General features: G+C 55.5%; 16 protein-coding genes and 1 pseudogene. 10 read left to right on the forward strand and 7 right to left on the reverse strand.

What is annotated here, in order from left to right:
* Nucleotides 1–220 precede the first annotated feature (220 nt).
* The 3 genes and pseudogenes from RUM8411_RS22090 to RUM8411_RS22100 all read right to left on the reverse strand — a co-directional run.
* Nucleotides 221–1,231 carry an autotransporter domain-containing protein gene (locus RUM8411_RS22090; protein ID WP_085824909.1) on the reverse strand — a complete coding sequence of 337 codons (1,011 nt, stop codon included), beginning with the start codon at nucleotides 1,229–1,231 and terminating at the stop codon, nucleotides 221–223.
* Between the two features lie 464 nt (nucleotides 1,232–1,695).
* Nucleotides 1,696–2,094 (reverse strand): hypothetical protein, encoded by a 399-nt coding sequence (locus RUM8411_RS22095; RefSeq protein ID WP_085824895.1) that lies wholly within the window; start codon nucleotides 2,092–2,094, stop codon nucleotides 1,696–1,698.
* A 179-nt stretch (nucleotides 2,095–2,273) separates the two neighbouring features.
* Nucleotides 2,274–2,558 (reverse strand): annotated as a pseudogene (locus tag RUM8411_RS22100) (Tn3 family transposase); the annotation flags it as partial.
* Nucleotides 2,559–2,685: 127 nt separating this feature from the next.
* Between RUM8411_RS22100 and RUM8411_RS22105 the strand changes: the two are divergent.
* Complete coding sequence (locus tag RUM8411_RS22105; RefSeq protein ID WP_085824896.1) at nucleotides 2,686–3,255, forward strand: hypothetical protein; 570 nt, start codon at nucleotides 2,686–2,688, stop codon at nucleotides 3,253–3,255.
* Between the two features lie 544 nt (nucleotides 3,256–3,799).
* Complete coding sequence (locus RUM8411_RS22110; RefSeq protein ID WP_143534991.1) at nucleotides 3,800–4,771, forward strand: IS110 family RNA-guided transposase; 972 nt, start codon at nucleotides 3,800–3,802, stop codon at nucleotides 4,769–4,771.
* 257 nt (nucleotides 4,772–5,028) lie between these two features.
* Here the strand turns inward: RUM8411_RS22110 and RUM8411_RS22115 are convergent, their stop codons facing one another.
* From RUM8411_RS22115 to RUM8411_RS22125, 3 genes are all read right to left on the reverse strand, one after another.
* Nucleotides 5,029–5,325 (reverse strand): serine hydrolase domain-containing protein, encoded by a 297-nt coding sequence (locus RUM8411_RS22115; RefSeq protein WP_085824897.1) that lies wholly within the window; start codon nucleotides 5,323–5,325, stop codon nucleotides 5,029–5,031.
* A 15-nt stretch (nucleotides 5,326–5,340) separates the two neighbouring features.
* Nucleotides 5,341–5,682 (reverse strand): serine hydrolase, encoded by a 342-nt coding sequence (locus tag RUM8411_RS22120; protein WP_085824898.1) that lies wholly within the window; start codon nucleotides 5,680–5,682, stop codon nucleotides 5,341–5,343.
* Between the two features lie 374 nt (nucleotides 5,683–6,056).
* Nucleotides 6,057–6,998 carry a LysR family transcriptional regulator gene (locus RUM8411_RS22125; protein ID WP_085824899.1) on the reverse strand — a complete coding sequence of 314 codons (942 nt, stop codon included), beginning with the start codon at nucleotides 6,996–6,998 and terminating at the stop codon, nucleotides 6,057–6,059.
* A gap of 122 nt (nucleotides 6,999–7,120) precedes the next feature.
* On the opposite strand from RUM8411_RS22125, the gene cuyA reads away from it, so the two are divergent.
* The gene (gene cuyA, locus RUM8411_RS22130) at nucleotides 7,121–8,134 is read left to right on the forward strand and encodes a D-cysteate sulfo-lyase (protein WP_085824900.1); all 1,014 of its coding nucleotides are present in this window, start codon (nucleotides 7,121–7,123) and stop codon (nucleotides 8,132–8,134) included.
* A 3-nt stretch (nucleotides 8,135–8,137) separates the two neighbouring features.
* Complete coding sequence (gene cuyB, locus RUM8411_RS22135; protein WP_085824901.1) at nucleotides 8,138–8,851, forward strand: cysteate racemase; 714 nt, start codon at nucleotides 8,138–8,140, stop codon at nucleotides 8,849–8,851.
* Nucleotides 8,852–8,904: 53 nt separating this feature from the next.
* Here the strand turns inward: cuyB and RUM8411_RS22140 are convergent, their stop codons facing one another.
* Nucleotides 8,905–9,789 carry a LysR family transcriptional regulator gene (locus RUM8411_RS22140; protein WP_085824902.1) on the reverse strand — a complete coding sequence of 295 codons (885 nt, stop codon included), beginning with the start codon at nucleotides 9,787–9,789 and terminating at the stop codon, nucleotides 8,905–8,907.
* Between the two features lie 267 nt (nucleotides 9,790–10,056).
* Between RUM8411_RS22140 and RUM8411_RS22145 the strand changes: the two genes are divergently transcribed.
* From RUM8411_RS22145 to RUM8411_RS22170, 6 genes are all read left to right on the forward strand, one after another.
* Nucleotides 10,057–11,022 carry an ABC transporter substrate-binding protein gene (locus RUM8411_RS22145; protein WP_085824903.1) on the forward strand — a complete coding sequence of 322 codons (966 nt, stop codon included), beginning with the start codon at nucleotides 10,057–10,059 and terminating at the stop codon, nucleotides 11,020–11,022.
* A gap of 66 nt (nucleotides 11,023–11,088) precedes the next feature.
* On the forward strand, nucleotides 11,089–12,144 hold the full coding sequence (locus RUM8411_RS22150) for a quaternary amine ABC transporter ATP-binding protein (protein WP_085824904.1): 1,056 nt from the start codon (nucleotides 11,089–11,091) through the stop codon (nucleotides 12,142–12,144).
* Entirely contained in the window at nucleotides 12,141–13,682 is a 1,542-nt protein-coding gene (locus tag RUM8411_RS22155) for an ABC transporter permease (protein WP_085824905.1), read from the forward strand. The genes RUM8411_RS22150 and RUM8411_RS22155 overlap by 4 nt, the downstream gene beginning before the upstream one ends.
* On the forward strand, nucleotides 13,679–14,398 hold the full coding sequence (locus RUM8411_RS22160) for an alpha/beta fold hydrolase (protein WP_085824906.1): 720 nt from the start codon (nucleotides 13,679–13,681) through the stop codon (nucleotides 14,396–14,398). The genes RUM8411_RS22155 and RUM8411_RS22160 overlap by 4 nt, the downstream gene beginning before the upstream one ends.
* Nucleotides 14,399–14,563: 165 nt before the next feature.
* Nucleotides 14,564–14,959 carry a transposase gene (locus RUM8411_RS22165; protein WP_159453958.1) on the forward strand — a complete coding sequence of 132 codons (396 nt, stop codon included), beginning with the start codon at nucleotides 14,564–14,566 and terminating at the stop codon, nucleotides 14,957–14,959.
* Nucleotides 14,956–15,545, forward strand: a 590-nt coding sequence (locus RUM8411_RS22170) for an alanine racemase (protein WP_200818628.1), incomplete at its 3' end; no start/stop codon positions are given. The genes RUM8411_RS22165 and RUM8411_RS22170, both read left to right, overlap by 4 nt.

Here is a 15,545-nt window from a genome sequence, read left to right on the forward strand (position 1 = left end):
CACTCCAGCATTCAGAACAATGGCGAACGCTGTGACGGATGTAATCAGTGTCTTTTTCATTTCTTGGGCCTTTTCGGTTGAGCGTTTTTGAAACGCTGTGTGTGAAACCAATTTGGCAGTCTGCGGCTCGGTTTTATTGCGATGGCACGTCAAGGTTTTGAGAAAGGCCCTCAAGCTGACGTCTGAAACCATTTTCGGTTCAGACCAATGCCAAGACACTTCAGAACTGGACCTCTACGCCGATGTTCCAGCTAAAGGCGTCGTCGACCGAGCTGCTTCCCAATCCAGTTTCAGTCGTGATCTCGCCATACAGCCACGAGCGATCCGACAGGGCGACATTGCCGCCCACACTCAGGGCCGCAGTGTCCTGGCCGCGCTCGGTGAACACCGTATTTTGCCCAAACACCACCGAGGGTGCGGTGTCGAACGTATGATAGAGGTCGATTTGGCCATACAGCATCGCATTGTTTGCAAAGGCACGCTCAGCACGCAGTCCGACCCGAGCTGTCAACGTGTCTCCATCCACCAGGGATCCGATATGACCACCCGAGAACCGATCAGGGACATCGTCCATGTCGATATCGCTGTACATGACCTGCATTTGCGGGATGAGCGTCCATTCATTCGGCAGCGTGAAGGGCTTGCCAATCTCAATGGATATCTCATACCCGCTGCCATCGGCATCCACGGAGGCCCCACCGTTGGGGCGTATCTGGCTGTCGAAATACCCATAGCGAAGCTGCCCGTCGACGTAGAACAGACTGTCCGCAACCCAAAGCGCGCTCAGGGTTGCATCGTAGGCTTCGGTCGAGATATTGGCACTGGCCAGGCTGGTGCCGACCTTCGATGACAGGCTGCCGATGCCAAATTCCAGCCCGCCAAACAGCTGTCCGCCCGCGATCTCACCCAAAGGCAAATTCGCGCCATACCGCAGAGTGCCGTTGTTCGTCGTCAACTCGCCTTCACCGACATCATAGCTGTCGCGTTCGGCATCGGCCTCAACCCAGAACGTTGGTCCTGCGGTTGTCGTCAACTTAGCCAGCGTTTGGTTAACGGTGAAGGCTTTGGAACCGTTGCTTTGCGTCGCAGTGCGGCTGTGTGCTTGCGAAACTGATGAGCGAACATCCTGTTTAAACCCGCTTAGGTTGCCACGCGAAGGACCGGCCATGGACATTCCGGCACTGACGACAAGCACGAGTACTGTTGCAGATGTAATCATTGCTTTTTTCATCTTTTCGCGCCTTTCAGCTAAGCGTGTTTGGCCCGCTGTGTGTCCAATCAAATTGGCGATCTGCGCCTCAGGTTGATTGCGCTGACACGTCAAGGTTTTGAGAAAAAGCATCAAGTTCCCCCGGTTCGCAGTATTTATTGCGGCGGGGCGGCCTCTGTCAGGCAAACATTGGCGTCGCGAAAACCACCCTCCGAATGCGCGTGATGGCAATGCTCATGGTCGGCTCGCAACGCCCAAAAGCAGGCCTCGGTGGGTCTATCGTCATAGCGGCAACGAACCATCCGTATTGACCATCTGGCTCAGACGGTGGTTGATGTCAGCGCCGGCTGGCCCGAGAAAACCCGCTGTCCCCTTGCCGTCATGAGGTCACAGCAGCCTGGACCCGGGGTTTGTATCCGGGGCCTGGCGGTTGATGGCGGCAGGTCACGTTTTCTCGGACAAGACCTGCCGTGATGAACCCAGGTTTACCAGTAGTAGTTGAGACGCGGGTATGGGGTCAGATCGGAGCCCGACGACTTGCCAATTACCAATGTGTAGCTGCCGTCTTGCTGAATCGGGACCACGACCACATTGGGGGCTTGCGAGCCCCCGCTCGCGCCATATGCGCCAGTCTGCTGTGTCGAGGGCTGGTTCTTTTGGCCCAGATCGTATTTTGACGTTACATGCGCGCCAGAGCCGGTCCTATAAGTGGTCTGGTGGGTCTTGGCTTTTTCACTGGCGTGGCCAATTGCTTGTGAGGTCGAAACGTGGATATTCTGCCCAAACCCACGCTGGCCTTGATCCCGCAACGGGCCGGCCATGGACATCCCTGCACTTGCAACAATCGCGAACACTGTGGCGGAGGCAATCAGTACTTTTTTCATCGTTTGGTTCCTTTTCAGCTGAGCGTATCTGAAACGCTGTGTGTGCACTCAATCTGGCAAACCGCGGTTCAGATTTATTGCGCTGACAAGTCAAGGTTTTGAGAAAAGTCATCAAGCTAGCGCCTGTTCGCAGCGTGTTTGGGGTGGATTCCGGTAAGGGGCAGGATTGTATCATAAGCGGTGACCGCCCCTCTCAGATGCTTGGTGTTCCAGTGGATGATGATAGCGGCCAGGAGGTTAAGGCCTTCCATCCGATAGTGCTGGTCCTTGGCAGTACGGTCGCGGATTTCACCCTGTCGACCATTTCTCAAGGCATTCTTCGGGGCGTGATGCGCCTCGCCTTTGTTCAGCCCAACCTGTGCACGGCGCTACATATCGGCATCGAGCAACCAGTCGATGACAAACAGCGTCCGTTCCATCCCGCCGATTTTGCGCAAGGCGAAGGCAAGTTCATGCCTGGCGGGGATAGGCGTCAACTTGAAGCCTTTTCTCAAAACCTTGACCTGTCAGCGCAATAAATCGAAACCGCAAGCTTTCAAGTTGGTTCCACCTACAGCGTATCAGACACGCTCAACCTAGAGGGACCAAGAAATGAAAAAGACACTGATTGCATCCGTCACCGCATTCGCCATTGTCCTGAGTGCCGGAACGTCCACGGCTGGTCCGTTGCGTGACCATGGCCAACGCGGGTTTGCGCTCAAAGTTCACTCATCAGTTTCGCAAACAATCGACCACACTGATGGGATGGCCAATACCTACCAAACCACCAATTCGTCCGGCTTTAGCTTCGATTTGTCTTCAGAGCGTCATCTGGGTCAAAATAACCTGTCCGCCACTCTGCAATATCCCGCAATTGACTCGAATTGGAGCCGGGACTTGCCCGATGTTGACCTGATCGGCATTGATGCTGGAGGCTACGCATTCGAAGACGGTACTCGTCTGAATTGGGAGCAAAATCAAGAAAGCCAAATGCTTGGTCAAGTTGAAGAAGATGGTCGATATCTCATTGGTTCCGTGATCATTGTCGCAGTAGGGTTCGGGGTTATCATCGAGGGTTTTGCGGAAACTATTTATGATATCGCTTGTCCACGTGGCAATCTTGGCCCAGCTGAATGCTACCAATTCTGGAATGCGGGAGAATTAGGTCCGGCTGCGATGTAACGCCGATAACTGCCGCGCTGCAAAACTGAAAGGCCACCCGGTATAATGGGCAGATCACTACGGTATGGACCGACCATGACCCAAAACCCCTGCACCGGCTCACAAGAGACGGTTCAGGGGCTACTGCGTCAGGGAGATTATGCTGGGGTGTTCTGGGTGGAAGCCGATATGTTGGCTGAAACCTAGAGCCCGGTCACGAGACGGCAGGCTCGGGATTTGCTACAAAAACAGATTGCAGCCCGAAGTCACTCACCGCCCGGGACATAGCCGGTTTTGTTGCAAAGATTTGAGCCCGACGAGCTGTTTTAATGATCGGATCGGAGCTAGGTGATGGTAAGTTTACGAGTGCGAACCAGCAACGATAATTGGGTCCCTTTATCGATATCGATACGAACGGCCCAAAGCGGATGAGGTGGATGGCTCCTGCTCCACCGGCATCGAACGTGCCAAAGTGCAGTTGTTATCGACTGCTAGGAAAGGAGCCACCCAATGACAGTAAAAACCGTGGGCCTGGATTTGGCCCCATGAGCGCTGACGTCAGACAGTGCACTGTGTTTCAGCCACCGGACGCCGGATCATCAACAAGAAGATCAAGCGCGCGAAGTTACCGGCGTTCTTCGAAACGCTGCCGAGATGTGTTGTCGGCATGGAAGCGTGCGGTTCGGCGCACCACTGGGCACGCGAGCTGCGCAAACTTGGCCACGATGTTCGGCTCATGCCAGCAGCCTATGTCAAACCCTATGTGAAGCGCGGCAAGACAGACGCGGTGGATGCCGAGGCGATTTATGAAGCAGTGCGTCGACCAACCATGCGCTTTGTAGAGATCAAGTCCGAAGACCAGCAGGCCGTTCTTGCAATACACCGCGCCCGGGATCTGGTCGTTAGGCAGCGCACCCAGGTCGTCAATATGATACGCAGCATCCTCCGGGAATTTGGACATATTCTGCCAACGGGTATCGAGGCTGTTTCTAAATTCGCTCGGGAACACGGCGCCGAAGCGCAGTTGGAAATGCCCGAGATCGCGGACGGAATTCTTGGCGTGATGTGTCATCAACTGAGCGGGCTCGATGCGCGGGTTGATGGGCTTACCAAACTGATCGAACAACACGCATGGCTCGATGCCGATGCACGACGTCTGATGAGAATGCCGGGGATCGTACCTATCACGGCTTGGGCCGTTGTCGCCACCATTGGCGATGCAAAACAGTTCGAGACCGGACGCGATTTGGCGGCTTGGCTGGGGCTGACACCGCTGAACAAATCCAGCGGTGGCCGAGAGCGCCTCGGGCGGATCACAGAGAAGGGTGACCGTTACATCCGAAAACTGCCGATCATCGGAATGACGTCGCGCGCGCTCATGGCCAAGAACAGCCCAGAGAAAGCCGACACCTGGACTGCGAAGCTTCTAGACGAAAAGACTTTCCGGCTGGCGACAGTCGCCATGGCGAATAAATCCGCCCGGATCATTTGGGCGTTATTGACGAAACAAGAGGAGTATCGGCAGCCGATCACCTGATCCTGCCCCGAGAGGCAAGACGCTTGATGTGATGATGCGAAACGAAGTCAACCAAGAGTAAGGACACTCCGACCAAGGTCGCGGCCTTCAGAGGTCGATTAGCCGATAGGAACCTTGCTTGCGGAACTCATCAGGGCCAGTGGCAACCGCTGCACAAACAGGCCCGACACACGACTGTACTGACAGGCTATCGCAATCACAAAATTCGCTTGCAATGCAGGAGCCATCCACACACGACTTTGCAACCCTAATAGTCCTTATTGCTGTAGGGCTCCAATGAGCGAGCGTGCAAGCGCCTCCTCTAAGGCTGGAACCAGATCAGTGCTATCGTCTACTACACCCACGTCGCTATTGATCTGGAACGCAATTGTGAAGTCGTGGTCTGCATAATGCCTCAGGCTTGAGACATGACCGGGAATCCAGCCGCCGTGACCGAATACGGTGCCGTGCGGGGTTTCGTGGTAGATCGCAACACCAGCGCCGTAGAACACGCCCCGCGCATCTGGATGGACCGCCACCCCATCCAGCAAGGAGCCCAAATATTCAGTGTCCATGGCAGCACCTGAAAACTACTCATGCCCCCATCGAACAAGGTCGGTTGAGGTGGATGCAAATCCACCTCCTGTCCATTCGACAACTGGGTTCAATGTCAGGCGACAGTCGCCATCGATCGTGCGAGGCGCGAGGTCGAAGGGATTGCCGTCTACGGTGTATACAACGGCAAGGCCCTCGAGCGCTGTGTTGTCGGATGGAATGGTAGCCTTGAGGCCCAAGGGCAAAAGCAGGCGTTCAGCGGCAAGTTCGAACACACTTGCGTCCGTGGCAGCCACCATGACTAAGCCCAACAGAATGTAGCCGGTATCGGTGTAGCTCCATGCTGTCCCGGCCTCAAAGAGCGCAGGCTCGTCCATTTGCAAACCCCCAAAGCGGCACGTCCGTCTGCTACGCTGCAATAAGCCCCCGGGCTGCCATTGCCGCCCAAACTGGCCGCTGCGGTCGCACTCGGCTGTTCGCAGCCCAAAGCGGTCGTTGCCGATCCGCTGGTCGGGCGGAAGGCGATCTTTCGCTGCATGCACGAAACTTAATTGCGTAAGCGGCCAAAGCAGACACTCGGCCTTAGTCAGTCCTATCTATTCTGGATTGCTGACCGCCCCCAAGAAGTGAAATCTTCATGATCTTCACGAATTCCGGCAGTGCAGCATCATCTCGAATGCAGCGATTGGTCAGTAGCGCCCAATTTACCTATTTTCCGTTCTGCTGCAGTAGTGCTCAGATCGCTCCAAAATTATTCTGACTCAATGCAGCTTTTCGCAACGTCGGGTAGATTTTGTGACGAAACAAAAATTTGCAATTGGTCTCCAAGGTGTTGCCACACCTGCTCACTATGCTCTGACTGTGTTTCTACCAAGCGGACCATATTGATTGTCAGGGGCTGCGCGGGCAGCACGTCATCAAGGCGCACAAGCAGACCCTGTGCGAGCGGGTCGGCAACCAGTGAGTGGGGCAACCACGCAACACCGATTTCATTCAGGGAATATTGCAGCATGGCGAGCGTCAGAGCGGTTTCAGCTCTGGGTAACGCAGTGACGCCTGTGGGCAAACGCGGGGCGACCATCCGGGAAAAGACCTGCCCAAGAAACACTTCGGGCGGGTAACTGATTGTTGGAATAACCGCATCAGTTGCTTGGCTGCGCATTGCGGGCGCACAGACTGGCAGCAAAAAATCTGAACCAAGTGTCCTGGCTTCGAAGGCGTTTCCAGGTCCGGGCATTTTGCCATCAGGAATCGCGTACATGATCGCAAAATCAACTTCCTTCGAGATTAGCAGCAAGAGGCATTCGTCCTGGTTCCCGGAACGCACGCACACCGAAGCATCGCCATTTTCCGTCAATGAGTACACAACCTTGGGCGAAACGGTTGTAGTCAATGCATGTTGGCAGACAAAGGACAGGGAATTGCCGGCCTGATCACTCGCAGTCTTCAAAGTATGTCGCAGTTTGTGTAACCGCGAACTGAGTTCACGCAATTCGAGTTCCAGCGCCTGCACACCTGGCATCAGAGATACGGGCTTGCGGCGGCGGTCGAACAGGGTCGTGCCGATATTGTCTTCGATAAGGCGCACCCGGCGCGTAAAGGCAGATTGGGTCAGCAACCGCTTGTCAGCAGCGCGCGCCAATGAGCCGCTATCAAGTACGGCCAATATGTCATCAATCCATTCAAGTCGCATAAAACGTAGATAACGCAGTCTCGCGTAATATGCAATTCTTGCAATATAGACGTCAACTTTCGAATTTGAATACAGAGATAGCGAGGAGTAAGTTGACGTAAATCAATATTAGGAGCTCTCACATGCATCTTGCCCGTTTCCCTCGCCTGCACTTAGCTCATCTTCCGACGCCGCTTGAGCCGATGAAACGTCTGTCAAAAGAGCTGGGTGTCGAAATCTGGATCAAGCGGGACGACTGCACCGGCATGTCAACTGGGGGCAACAAGACCCGCAAGCTTGAATTCCTAATGGCAGAGGCCGAAGCGCAGGGCGCAGATATGGTAATGACTCAGGGGGCTACGCAGACCAATCACGGCCGACAGACCGCAGCATTTGCCGCCAAGCTTGGGCTCGATTGTCATATCCTTCTGGAAGATCGCACCGGGTATGAAGATGCCAACTACAACACCAATGGCAATGTGCTTCTTGATCATCTGCATGGCGCGACAACGGAAAAGTTTGCCGGTGGCCACGACATGCCGGGCGAGATGGAGAAAGCAGCCAACAAGAAACGGGCAGAGGGACGCAATGTCTATGTCATTCCAGGCGGCGGATCGAACCCGACTGGGGCGCTCGGCTATGTGAATGCCGCTTTTGAGATAATAGGTCAGGCCAATGACAGCGGTTTGAGAATTGATCGATTGGTGCATGCAACCGGCTCTTCGGGAACACAGGCAGGGCTTGTTACGGGCATGTGCGCGATGAATGCTCAGGTGCCCGTGCTGGGCATCGGCACAAGGGCGCCGCAACCCAAACAGGAACAAATGGTTTACGACCTTGCCTGCAAAACTGCCGAGAAGCTGGGATGCGCAGATGTGGTCAAGCGCGAAGACGTGATGGCCAACACTGACTATGTCGGCGAGGGCTATGGCCTGCCGACAAAAAGCGGCATCGAGGCGATCCAGATGTTTGCCGAACTGGAGGGCATCCTTCTGGATCCGTGCTATTCGGCCAAGGGTGCAGCGGGTTTGATCGATCTTGCGCGCAAGGGTGAGTTTAAAGATGAGCGGGTCGTGTTCCTGCACACCGGGGGCGCTGCAGCTCTCGGAGGATATGACTTTGCCTTTGATCATCAAAACCGCTGGGTAACTGTCTGAGCCATGGCGCCGCGTCTGGTCGGCATTCTTGGTGGCATGGGCCCCGAAGCGACCATCCTCCTCCAGAGTAAGCTGGTGGAGGCGGTGTCTGCGAGTGATGACTGCGACCACATCCCGCTGTTGATCGACATGAACCCGCAAGTACCGTCGCGGTTTGCGCATTTGATCGCAGGCACCGGAGAAAATCCTGGGCCGACGCTGGCCACAATGGCGCGTCGTCTTCAGACTGCCGGAGCCTTGGCGCTGGCAATGCCGTGCAACACCGCGCATCACTATGCCAAAGCAATCACAGGTGCGGTGAACATCCCGCTGTTGAACATGGTTGACCTGACAGCTGATTATGCAGCCAGAACGATTGGCTCCGGGGTGTGTGTCGGTATTCTTGCTTCGCCCGCCGTGCGGCGCATACGTTTGTTCGAAGATGCGCTGTCGGCGCGAGGGTTTTCTGTCGTCTGGCCCAAAGATGATGAAGAAATGCTGTCGGCAATCCGCAGCATCAAAGCAAACGGTCCCTGTCGCGATGCGCGCGAAACATTGCGTGGTGCTTCGTACGAACTGGTTGCGGCAGGCGTAGACCTGCAAATCGTTGCGTGTTCGGAATTCTCGCTAATTGCAGACAGTGTGGCGCCGGATGCCAATGTAATCGACACGATTGACCTGCTGGTCACCGAGATCTGTAAATTCTCTCAGTCGGGTCAACATGGTGAGGCGGAATAGCGCGGACTATTGTTCCTTGCGGCGATATGGGTTTGGGAAACAGGCTGGTTAGCTCAAAAACGATCCCAAAACTGGCGGGCAGTTTGATCAAAGATCGTCGGATTGGAAAAGGCAGAAATCGTGAGCGTTGCACACCAAGTGCTATCGCCGATAGGCACCAACAGCCCCGCGTCAAGTTCAACTGAAATCGCGGTTTCAGGCATCCAGGCGAAACCACTTCCAGTCATCAGGCGCCGTTTGATGGTCTCAACCAAACTATCGACATAGATCGTCTCAGCATTCAGCGGTTTCCGATCTATGGTGTTTTCAACAACCATGCCCAGAAATGACGAGCGGTCATAGGCCAGATATGGGATTGGCGGGCCATCCGGTCGTGCCAGGTTCCACCCCATGGTGCGCACTGTTTCAGCCGCAGCCACCGGCACCAGACGATCCTTCAACAGATCTTTTCGCTCGAATGCAGCCTCGTCAATCATCGGCGAGACCGAGTGGTGATAATAGCACAACAGGATGTCGACTGCGCCTTCGACCAATAGATCGCAGCAGGTGCTTAGGGAATCGGACAGTACACGCGTGCGCAAATCGGGGATTTGCAGTTGCAACTCTTCGATCCGGGCAGCCAGATAATTGACCGCAATGGTGTGAAGCACCGAAAATCGAATGAATCGACTGTCCCCTCTGTCAGCATCCCGCAGGGATTGACGAGATTCTGACAACTGCGAAATCGCAGCCAAGGCAACGGGCAAAAACTGTTGCCCCGCCTCTGTTAGTTGCACTGGATAGGTGGCCCGGTTTACCAGTGGCAGTCCGACCCAGCTCTCCAACGCCTTGATTCTACGGCTGAATGCAGATTGTGTTATGTTTCGCTCATCGGACGCACGGGTGAAATTCAGCGTTCGGGCAAGGCACTCAAAATCACGCAGCCAGTTCAGATCCAATGGAAGTTCCTACATGTCAAAGGGCGCATTGGCCAAGCATACCTGCAACTATGCAAAACACGAATAGTTTGATGAAATGTTCGAATTGGCCCTCGTAAAACCTCATGATCTAGACTTCTAGGCAGGGCATGGCGGTTTGCGCTTTCTTCAGCCTTCCGTCTGCAGTCGCAGCCCGAGACAATTTGGCACGATCCTATCGCTCGATAGGAAATCGAATGACTAAAGAACGACGCCAAAACACGGCGCAAATCAACAGAGGAGACCATCATGAGAACGAATCTGACGACACTGGGCCTTGCGGCTGCGGTTGGCATTTATGCTATGCCTGCTTTTGCTGCCGAAGAGGTCAAGATCGGTGTGCCGTCCTGGACCGGGGCGCAAGCAATTGCGCATCTTCTGGGGGCGGTTGTTGAGACGCGCATCGGAGGGACGGTGGAATTTGTGCCGGGGAACAACGCCACCATTTTCCAGGCAATGGATCAGGGTAAGGGCGACATCGACGTGCATCCCGATGTGTGGCTGCCCAATCAAGAAAGCTTTACCAAGAAATATGTAGATGAGGCCGGAACGGTAACCCTGTCCTCGAACCCATACGAAGGCAACCAGGGCTTTTGCGTCAGCCAGGACTTTGGCAAGGCCAACAACATCACTGACATTGCTGATTTGGGTCGTCCGGACGTCGCTGCACTGATGGATAGCGATGGCAATGGTAAGGGCGAAATGTGGATCGGCGCGCCGGGCTGGGCATCGGCGAATGTGAACGAGGTTAAAACCCGGGACTACGGCCTGCTTGATTTCATCGAACCGGTGCGTGCAGAAGAAAGTGTAAAGACGGCGCGGATCAAGGATAGTATCGCTAAGGGCGAAGGATATGCCTTTTACTGCTATAAACCGCACGCAGTTTGGTACATGTTCGATGTCCAGATGTTGAGCGAACCGACATTTGACCCTGCGAAATACGTGATGGTTCAGCCATCTGATGACCCGGATTGGTACACCAATTCCAGTGTCGCCACCAAAGACGCGCTTAAGAACGTTCAGATCGCCTGGTCCAATACCCTCCCAGATCGCTCTCCGGCGATTGCCGATTTCTTTGCGAATTTCCAAGTGACGGCTGATGACGTCAGCGGGTTCGCCTACGAAATCAGCGGGAAAGGACGTGATCCGGCAGAGGTCGCCCGCGAATGGGTCGACGCCAATCCTGACCGCGTGGACGCCTGGTTGGGCCTCTGATCTCGCTCAAGGAACACGGTGGCGCCGTTTCATGGCGCCACCCGAACGCTGACCTCTGGGGGACCTATGGGCGACGATACCGTTATCGAAATTTCGAATGTTTGGAAGATTTTCGGAGGCAGGCCCGAAGTCGCGCTGCAGGCGATCCGGGATCAGGGGCTTAGCAAGGCTCAGGTGTTGGCGGACTACAACTGTGTAGTTGGTGTTGCTGATGTCAGCCTGTCGGTCAATCGGGGCGAAATTTTTTGCATTATGGGCCTTTCCGGCAGCGGTAAGTCTACTCTGGTCCGCCATTTCAATCGGCTGCTTGAACCCACCGACGGCAAGATCGAGATTGAAGGCACCGATGTCATGGCCCTGGGGCCAAAAGAGCTTCAGCAGTTTCGCAACAACAAGATTGGCATGGTGTTTCAGAACTTCGCACTTATGCCGCACAGGTCGGTGCTGGATAATGTCGCGATGCCACTGGAAATCCGCCAGGTCAGCAAAAATGAGCGGATGCGTCAGGCCGCCGCCATTCTGGACATTGTAGAGCTTGGTGCCTGGGGGTCGAAATTTGCGCACGAGCTGTCAGGCGGCATGCAACAGCGTGTGGGTTTGGCCCGGGCGCTGGCGGCCAACCCGGATGTGTTGTTGATGGACGAACCATTCTCAGCGTTGGACCCGCTGATCCGTCGGCAATTGCAGGATGAATTCATCCGGCTGAGCAAGATCCTGAAGAAGACCACGATTTTTATCACCCATGATTTGGATGAGGCGGTTCGCATCGGCAACCGCATCGCAATCATGCGTGATGGCAAGGTCGTGCAGATTGGAACGGCCGAAGACATTGTCATGAACCCCGCTGACGATTATGTGGCCGATTTTGTTGCCGGCATTTCCCGCCTCAAGGTGGTGCGTGCTCACGCTGTCATGCAGCCTATACCCGATCACATAGCAGCCCATGGCCCGCTAGCGGCCGATGCACCACGCGTCAACGAGGGTGAAAACCTCAGCACATTGATCAATCTGGCGATCGACAACAGCAGTGCCATTCTAGTGGAGGACGGCGGCGTTGATGTCGGCGTGATTACCCGTGCCGATCTGCTGCGTACTGTGATCGAAGGGACCGAAGTGTCATGAATACCTCTGATGTGAACCCGCTGGAAGATACCGAAAGCGAAGCCGCCCTGGCCTATGCCGAAGAGCGCCGCGATAACATTCGAACCTTTGTCCGCACCAACCCTGACTACTACATCCGCAATTTCGATAAGATTGGCGCCTCGTCCCGCTTCACGCCGACATTCAACCTGATGGCCGGGCTGTTTGGTCCGGTGTGGTTTGGCGCGCGCGGGCTGTGGTCATGGGCGCTGCCCTTTCTGATCCTAGAAACAATTGCTTTTGTGCAGATCGCGCGTGGTCTGTTTGGTGATCTTGCTGCTGATGCAATGGCGCGCATCGCTTCGATCGAAGGCACGCTGGAGTTGCGCAGACAGCAACTCGCCGCCGCGATCGAGACCCAATCGGACAAGATTGATGTCTATCGCCGCACTGTCGAATCTCTTGAGGACAACATTGGCGGCATCCGTGCTGAGGCCGAGGCGTTAGCCGCCGAAGGCCCCTCAATTGTTTTGACCGGCCTAGTCATCCTGCTGATCGTAAAGGCCGTGCAGTCGCAAGTGGCAAACTGGGCGCTGGAGGCCCGTTTCTCTGACTGGCTGTCGGATCGGTCGATCCGCTCTGCCATGCCGGTATCGCAAATCGTGTTCAGCGCGATCTTCATGGCGCTGATCGTTGCGGCCGCAATGATGCACTACAGTTTCCCGGGCCGGTTTTCTCTCCTCAGCCAATTTCCCACAGACCCGAACCTCCGCCTGACTGGCATCACCTGGGTAGAAGAATTCATCGCATGGTGCGTGCGCAACAGCGAGACCTTCTTTGATGCTCTGACATTCGGGATCCGCGGGCTGCTCGACGCTCTCGAAGTCATTCTGGTCCAGACGCCGTGGATTGTAATCGCCAGTTTGATCATTTTGCTGACCTGGCTGACCGCAGGAATCAGCACGGCAATCTATTCGGGGGCATTTCTGGCCTATATGGGCCTCTTGGGTTTCTGGGAAGGCGCCATGACCACGTTGGCATTGTTGGGGACGGCCGCATGTTTGTCGATCGTCATCGGCATACCGCTTGGCATGTTCGCCGCCCGCCGCCCAAGGTTTTATGCCTTTATCCAACCCATCATGGATTTCATGCAAACCATGCCTGCATTTGTCTTTATGGTGCCGGTGATCGCGTTTTTTGGCGTCGGCAAACCGGCGGCAGTTGTGGTTACGATGATCTTTGGCGGCACACCGGTGGTGCGCCTGACTGTTCTTGGCCTGCGCGGTGTGCCCGAAAGCGTGCGCGAAGCAGCGATCAGCTTTGGAGCCAACAAGTGGTATCTGCTCACCAAGGTCGACCTGCCGCTCGCAAGCCCGTCGATCCGGGCGGGGATAAACCAAACGATCATGTTGTCGCTGGCGATGGTGGTTGTGGCATCACTGATTGGCGCCAAAGGGCTGGGCGAAGATGTGCTTGAGGCCTTGCAATATGCCAATGTGGGCCAGGGCATCCTTGCTGGGTTTGCGATCCTGTTCTGTGCCATGATCCTTGATCGCATCGTGCAGGGCGGGCGCAAATGACGCCGGTTGTTTTTGTCCATGGATTTTTGGGCGGCAGTCAGCAGTGGCAAAGGCAAGCCGAAGACCTGTCAGATTTCGACGTCATCGCGCTGGATCTACCGGGATATGGTAAGAATGCACGGCTTGATGCGTTGGACAGTATAGCCGGGTATGCTGACTGGGCGCTAAATGAATTGACGGCGCGCGGCATCAAACAGTTCCACCTGATCGGCCACTCGATGGGCGGGATGGTTGTGCAGGAAATGGTCGCCCGCGCACCGGGGCGCATCGCGCGTTTGGTGCTCTATGGCACCGGTGCGTTGGGGGTGTTGCCAGGACGGTTCGAGACCATTGGAACCTCAAAACGCCGGGCCCGTGCCGACGGACCGCAGGCCACAGCCAGACGAATTGCGGCATCCTGGTTTCTTGAGCGGGAAAAAGACGCAGCATATGAAGATTGCGCCGTAATCGCCGAACAATGCAGCCTGCAGTCAATACTCACCGGGCTCGATGCGATGGAAGGCTGGAATGGGGCGGAACGCTTAGCGGATATCGAAATCAAAACACTGGTTATCTGGGGTGACAGGGATCGCACCTATCCCTGGAGTCAGACCGAGCAATTGTGGCAATCCATTCCCGACGCCAACCTGGCAGTGATACCAGAGAGCGCCCACGCGACGCATCTGGAAAAACCCGGGCTGTTCAACCGGGTTCTGATCGATTTCTGTGCAGATTGACGAGTATCTGATCTCAATTTTTAGTTCAGATTTCCGTCGACGGGAGCGTGTTGCACCAATTGATTCTGATGCCTAGCTGGTCCTTCGGATTGACTGCGGGATGCTGGGACGCCTTTCAAATTCAATGCGTCGCGGCGGGATAAGTTTGCGAAGGCAAAGTACCGTGTGACGAACTGGGCCGAATACAACGAGGTGCTCAGCCAGCCTGGTGACGTGACGGTCTGGTTTGGCGAGGCCGCGGTGTCTGGATGGTGTGCAAGGCGTTCAGGCAAGCGCGGCGGTCAGCAGCGATACTCCGATCTGACGGTCGAGATGTTTCTTACTTTGCGAGTGGTGTTCGGCCTGCCGTTTCGGCAAACTCAGGGCTTTGTGCGCAGTCTGCTGCGGCTCATGGAACTGGATCTCCCCGTGCCGGATTACTCGACGCTCTGCCGTCGTGCGCAAACACTTCTGATCGTGTCTGACATCCAACCATCGTTCGGGCCATGCTGGACGGTGGCGCTGTGGGACTTGCAGAAGCGCGTCTTAGCAACGTTCGGTAGTTACGCAATGCGGGCATGACATGCCCGATCACCTTGATCCGTACACCAATGCTGAGCCAGGTCGATCAGGTCGTCCAGTACTGTGAGGCAAGCTACAACACAGAAATCCTCGTGATTACCGCTCTAGCCGCCGCCGCGATCCGGAAGGACTGCATTCACGGCATTATCTTGATGGTTTTGATGGGCGATCTGCGCGAAGGGGTCATGCCCAAATACCTCGGTTCAATTGCACGGCAAGTGGTGGATATGCCAGGTGTCGCGCTAAAAGGCATCGGAGCGAACTTCGCATGCCTGAGTGGAATTGCCCCGAATGCAGCAGACATGGACGCCTTGTCTGTCTTGGCGAATGACACAGAGGGGCAGTGTGGCCCCTTCCTTCAGACGGTATCTGGCGGTAACTCGGCCAACCTTCCTTGGGCCTTCAGTGGGCACCCAGCTGGTCGCATCAACGATTTAAGGCTGAGGGAAGCAATACTTCTGGGCGTTGATCCGGTTTCCGGAGGTCAGATAGGTGGGATGTATACGGATGCCTTTACGCTTGTCGCCGAGGTCATTGAAACAGGGTCCAAACCTGCGACTCACCCTCAGAGCATCTGCGACCCGGT

The sequence above is a fragment of the Ruegeria meonggei genome (assembly GCF_900172215.1).
In the GTDB taxonomy this organism is placed as follows: Bacteria; Pseudomonadota; Alphaproteobacteria; order Rhodobacterales; family Rhodobacteraceae; genus Ruegeria; species Ruegeria meonggei.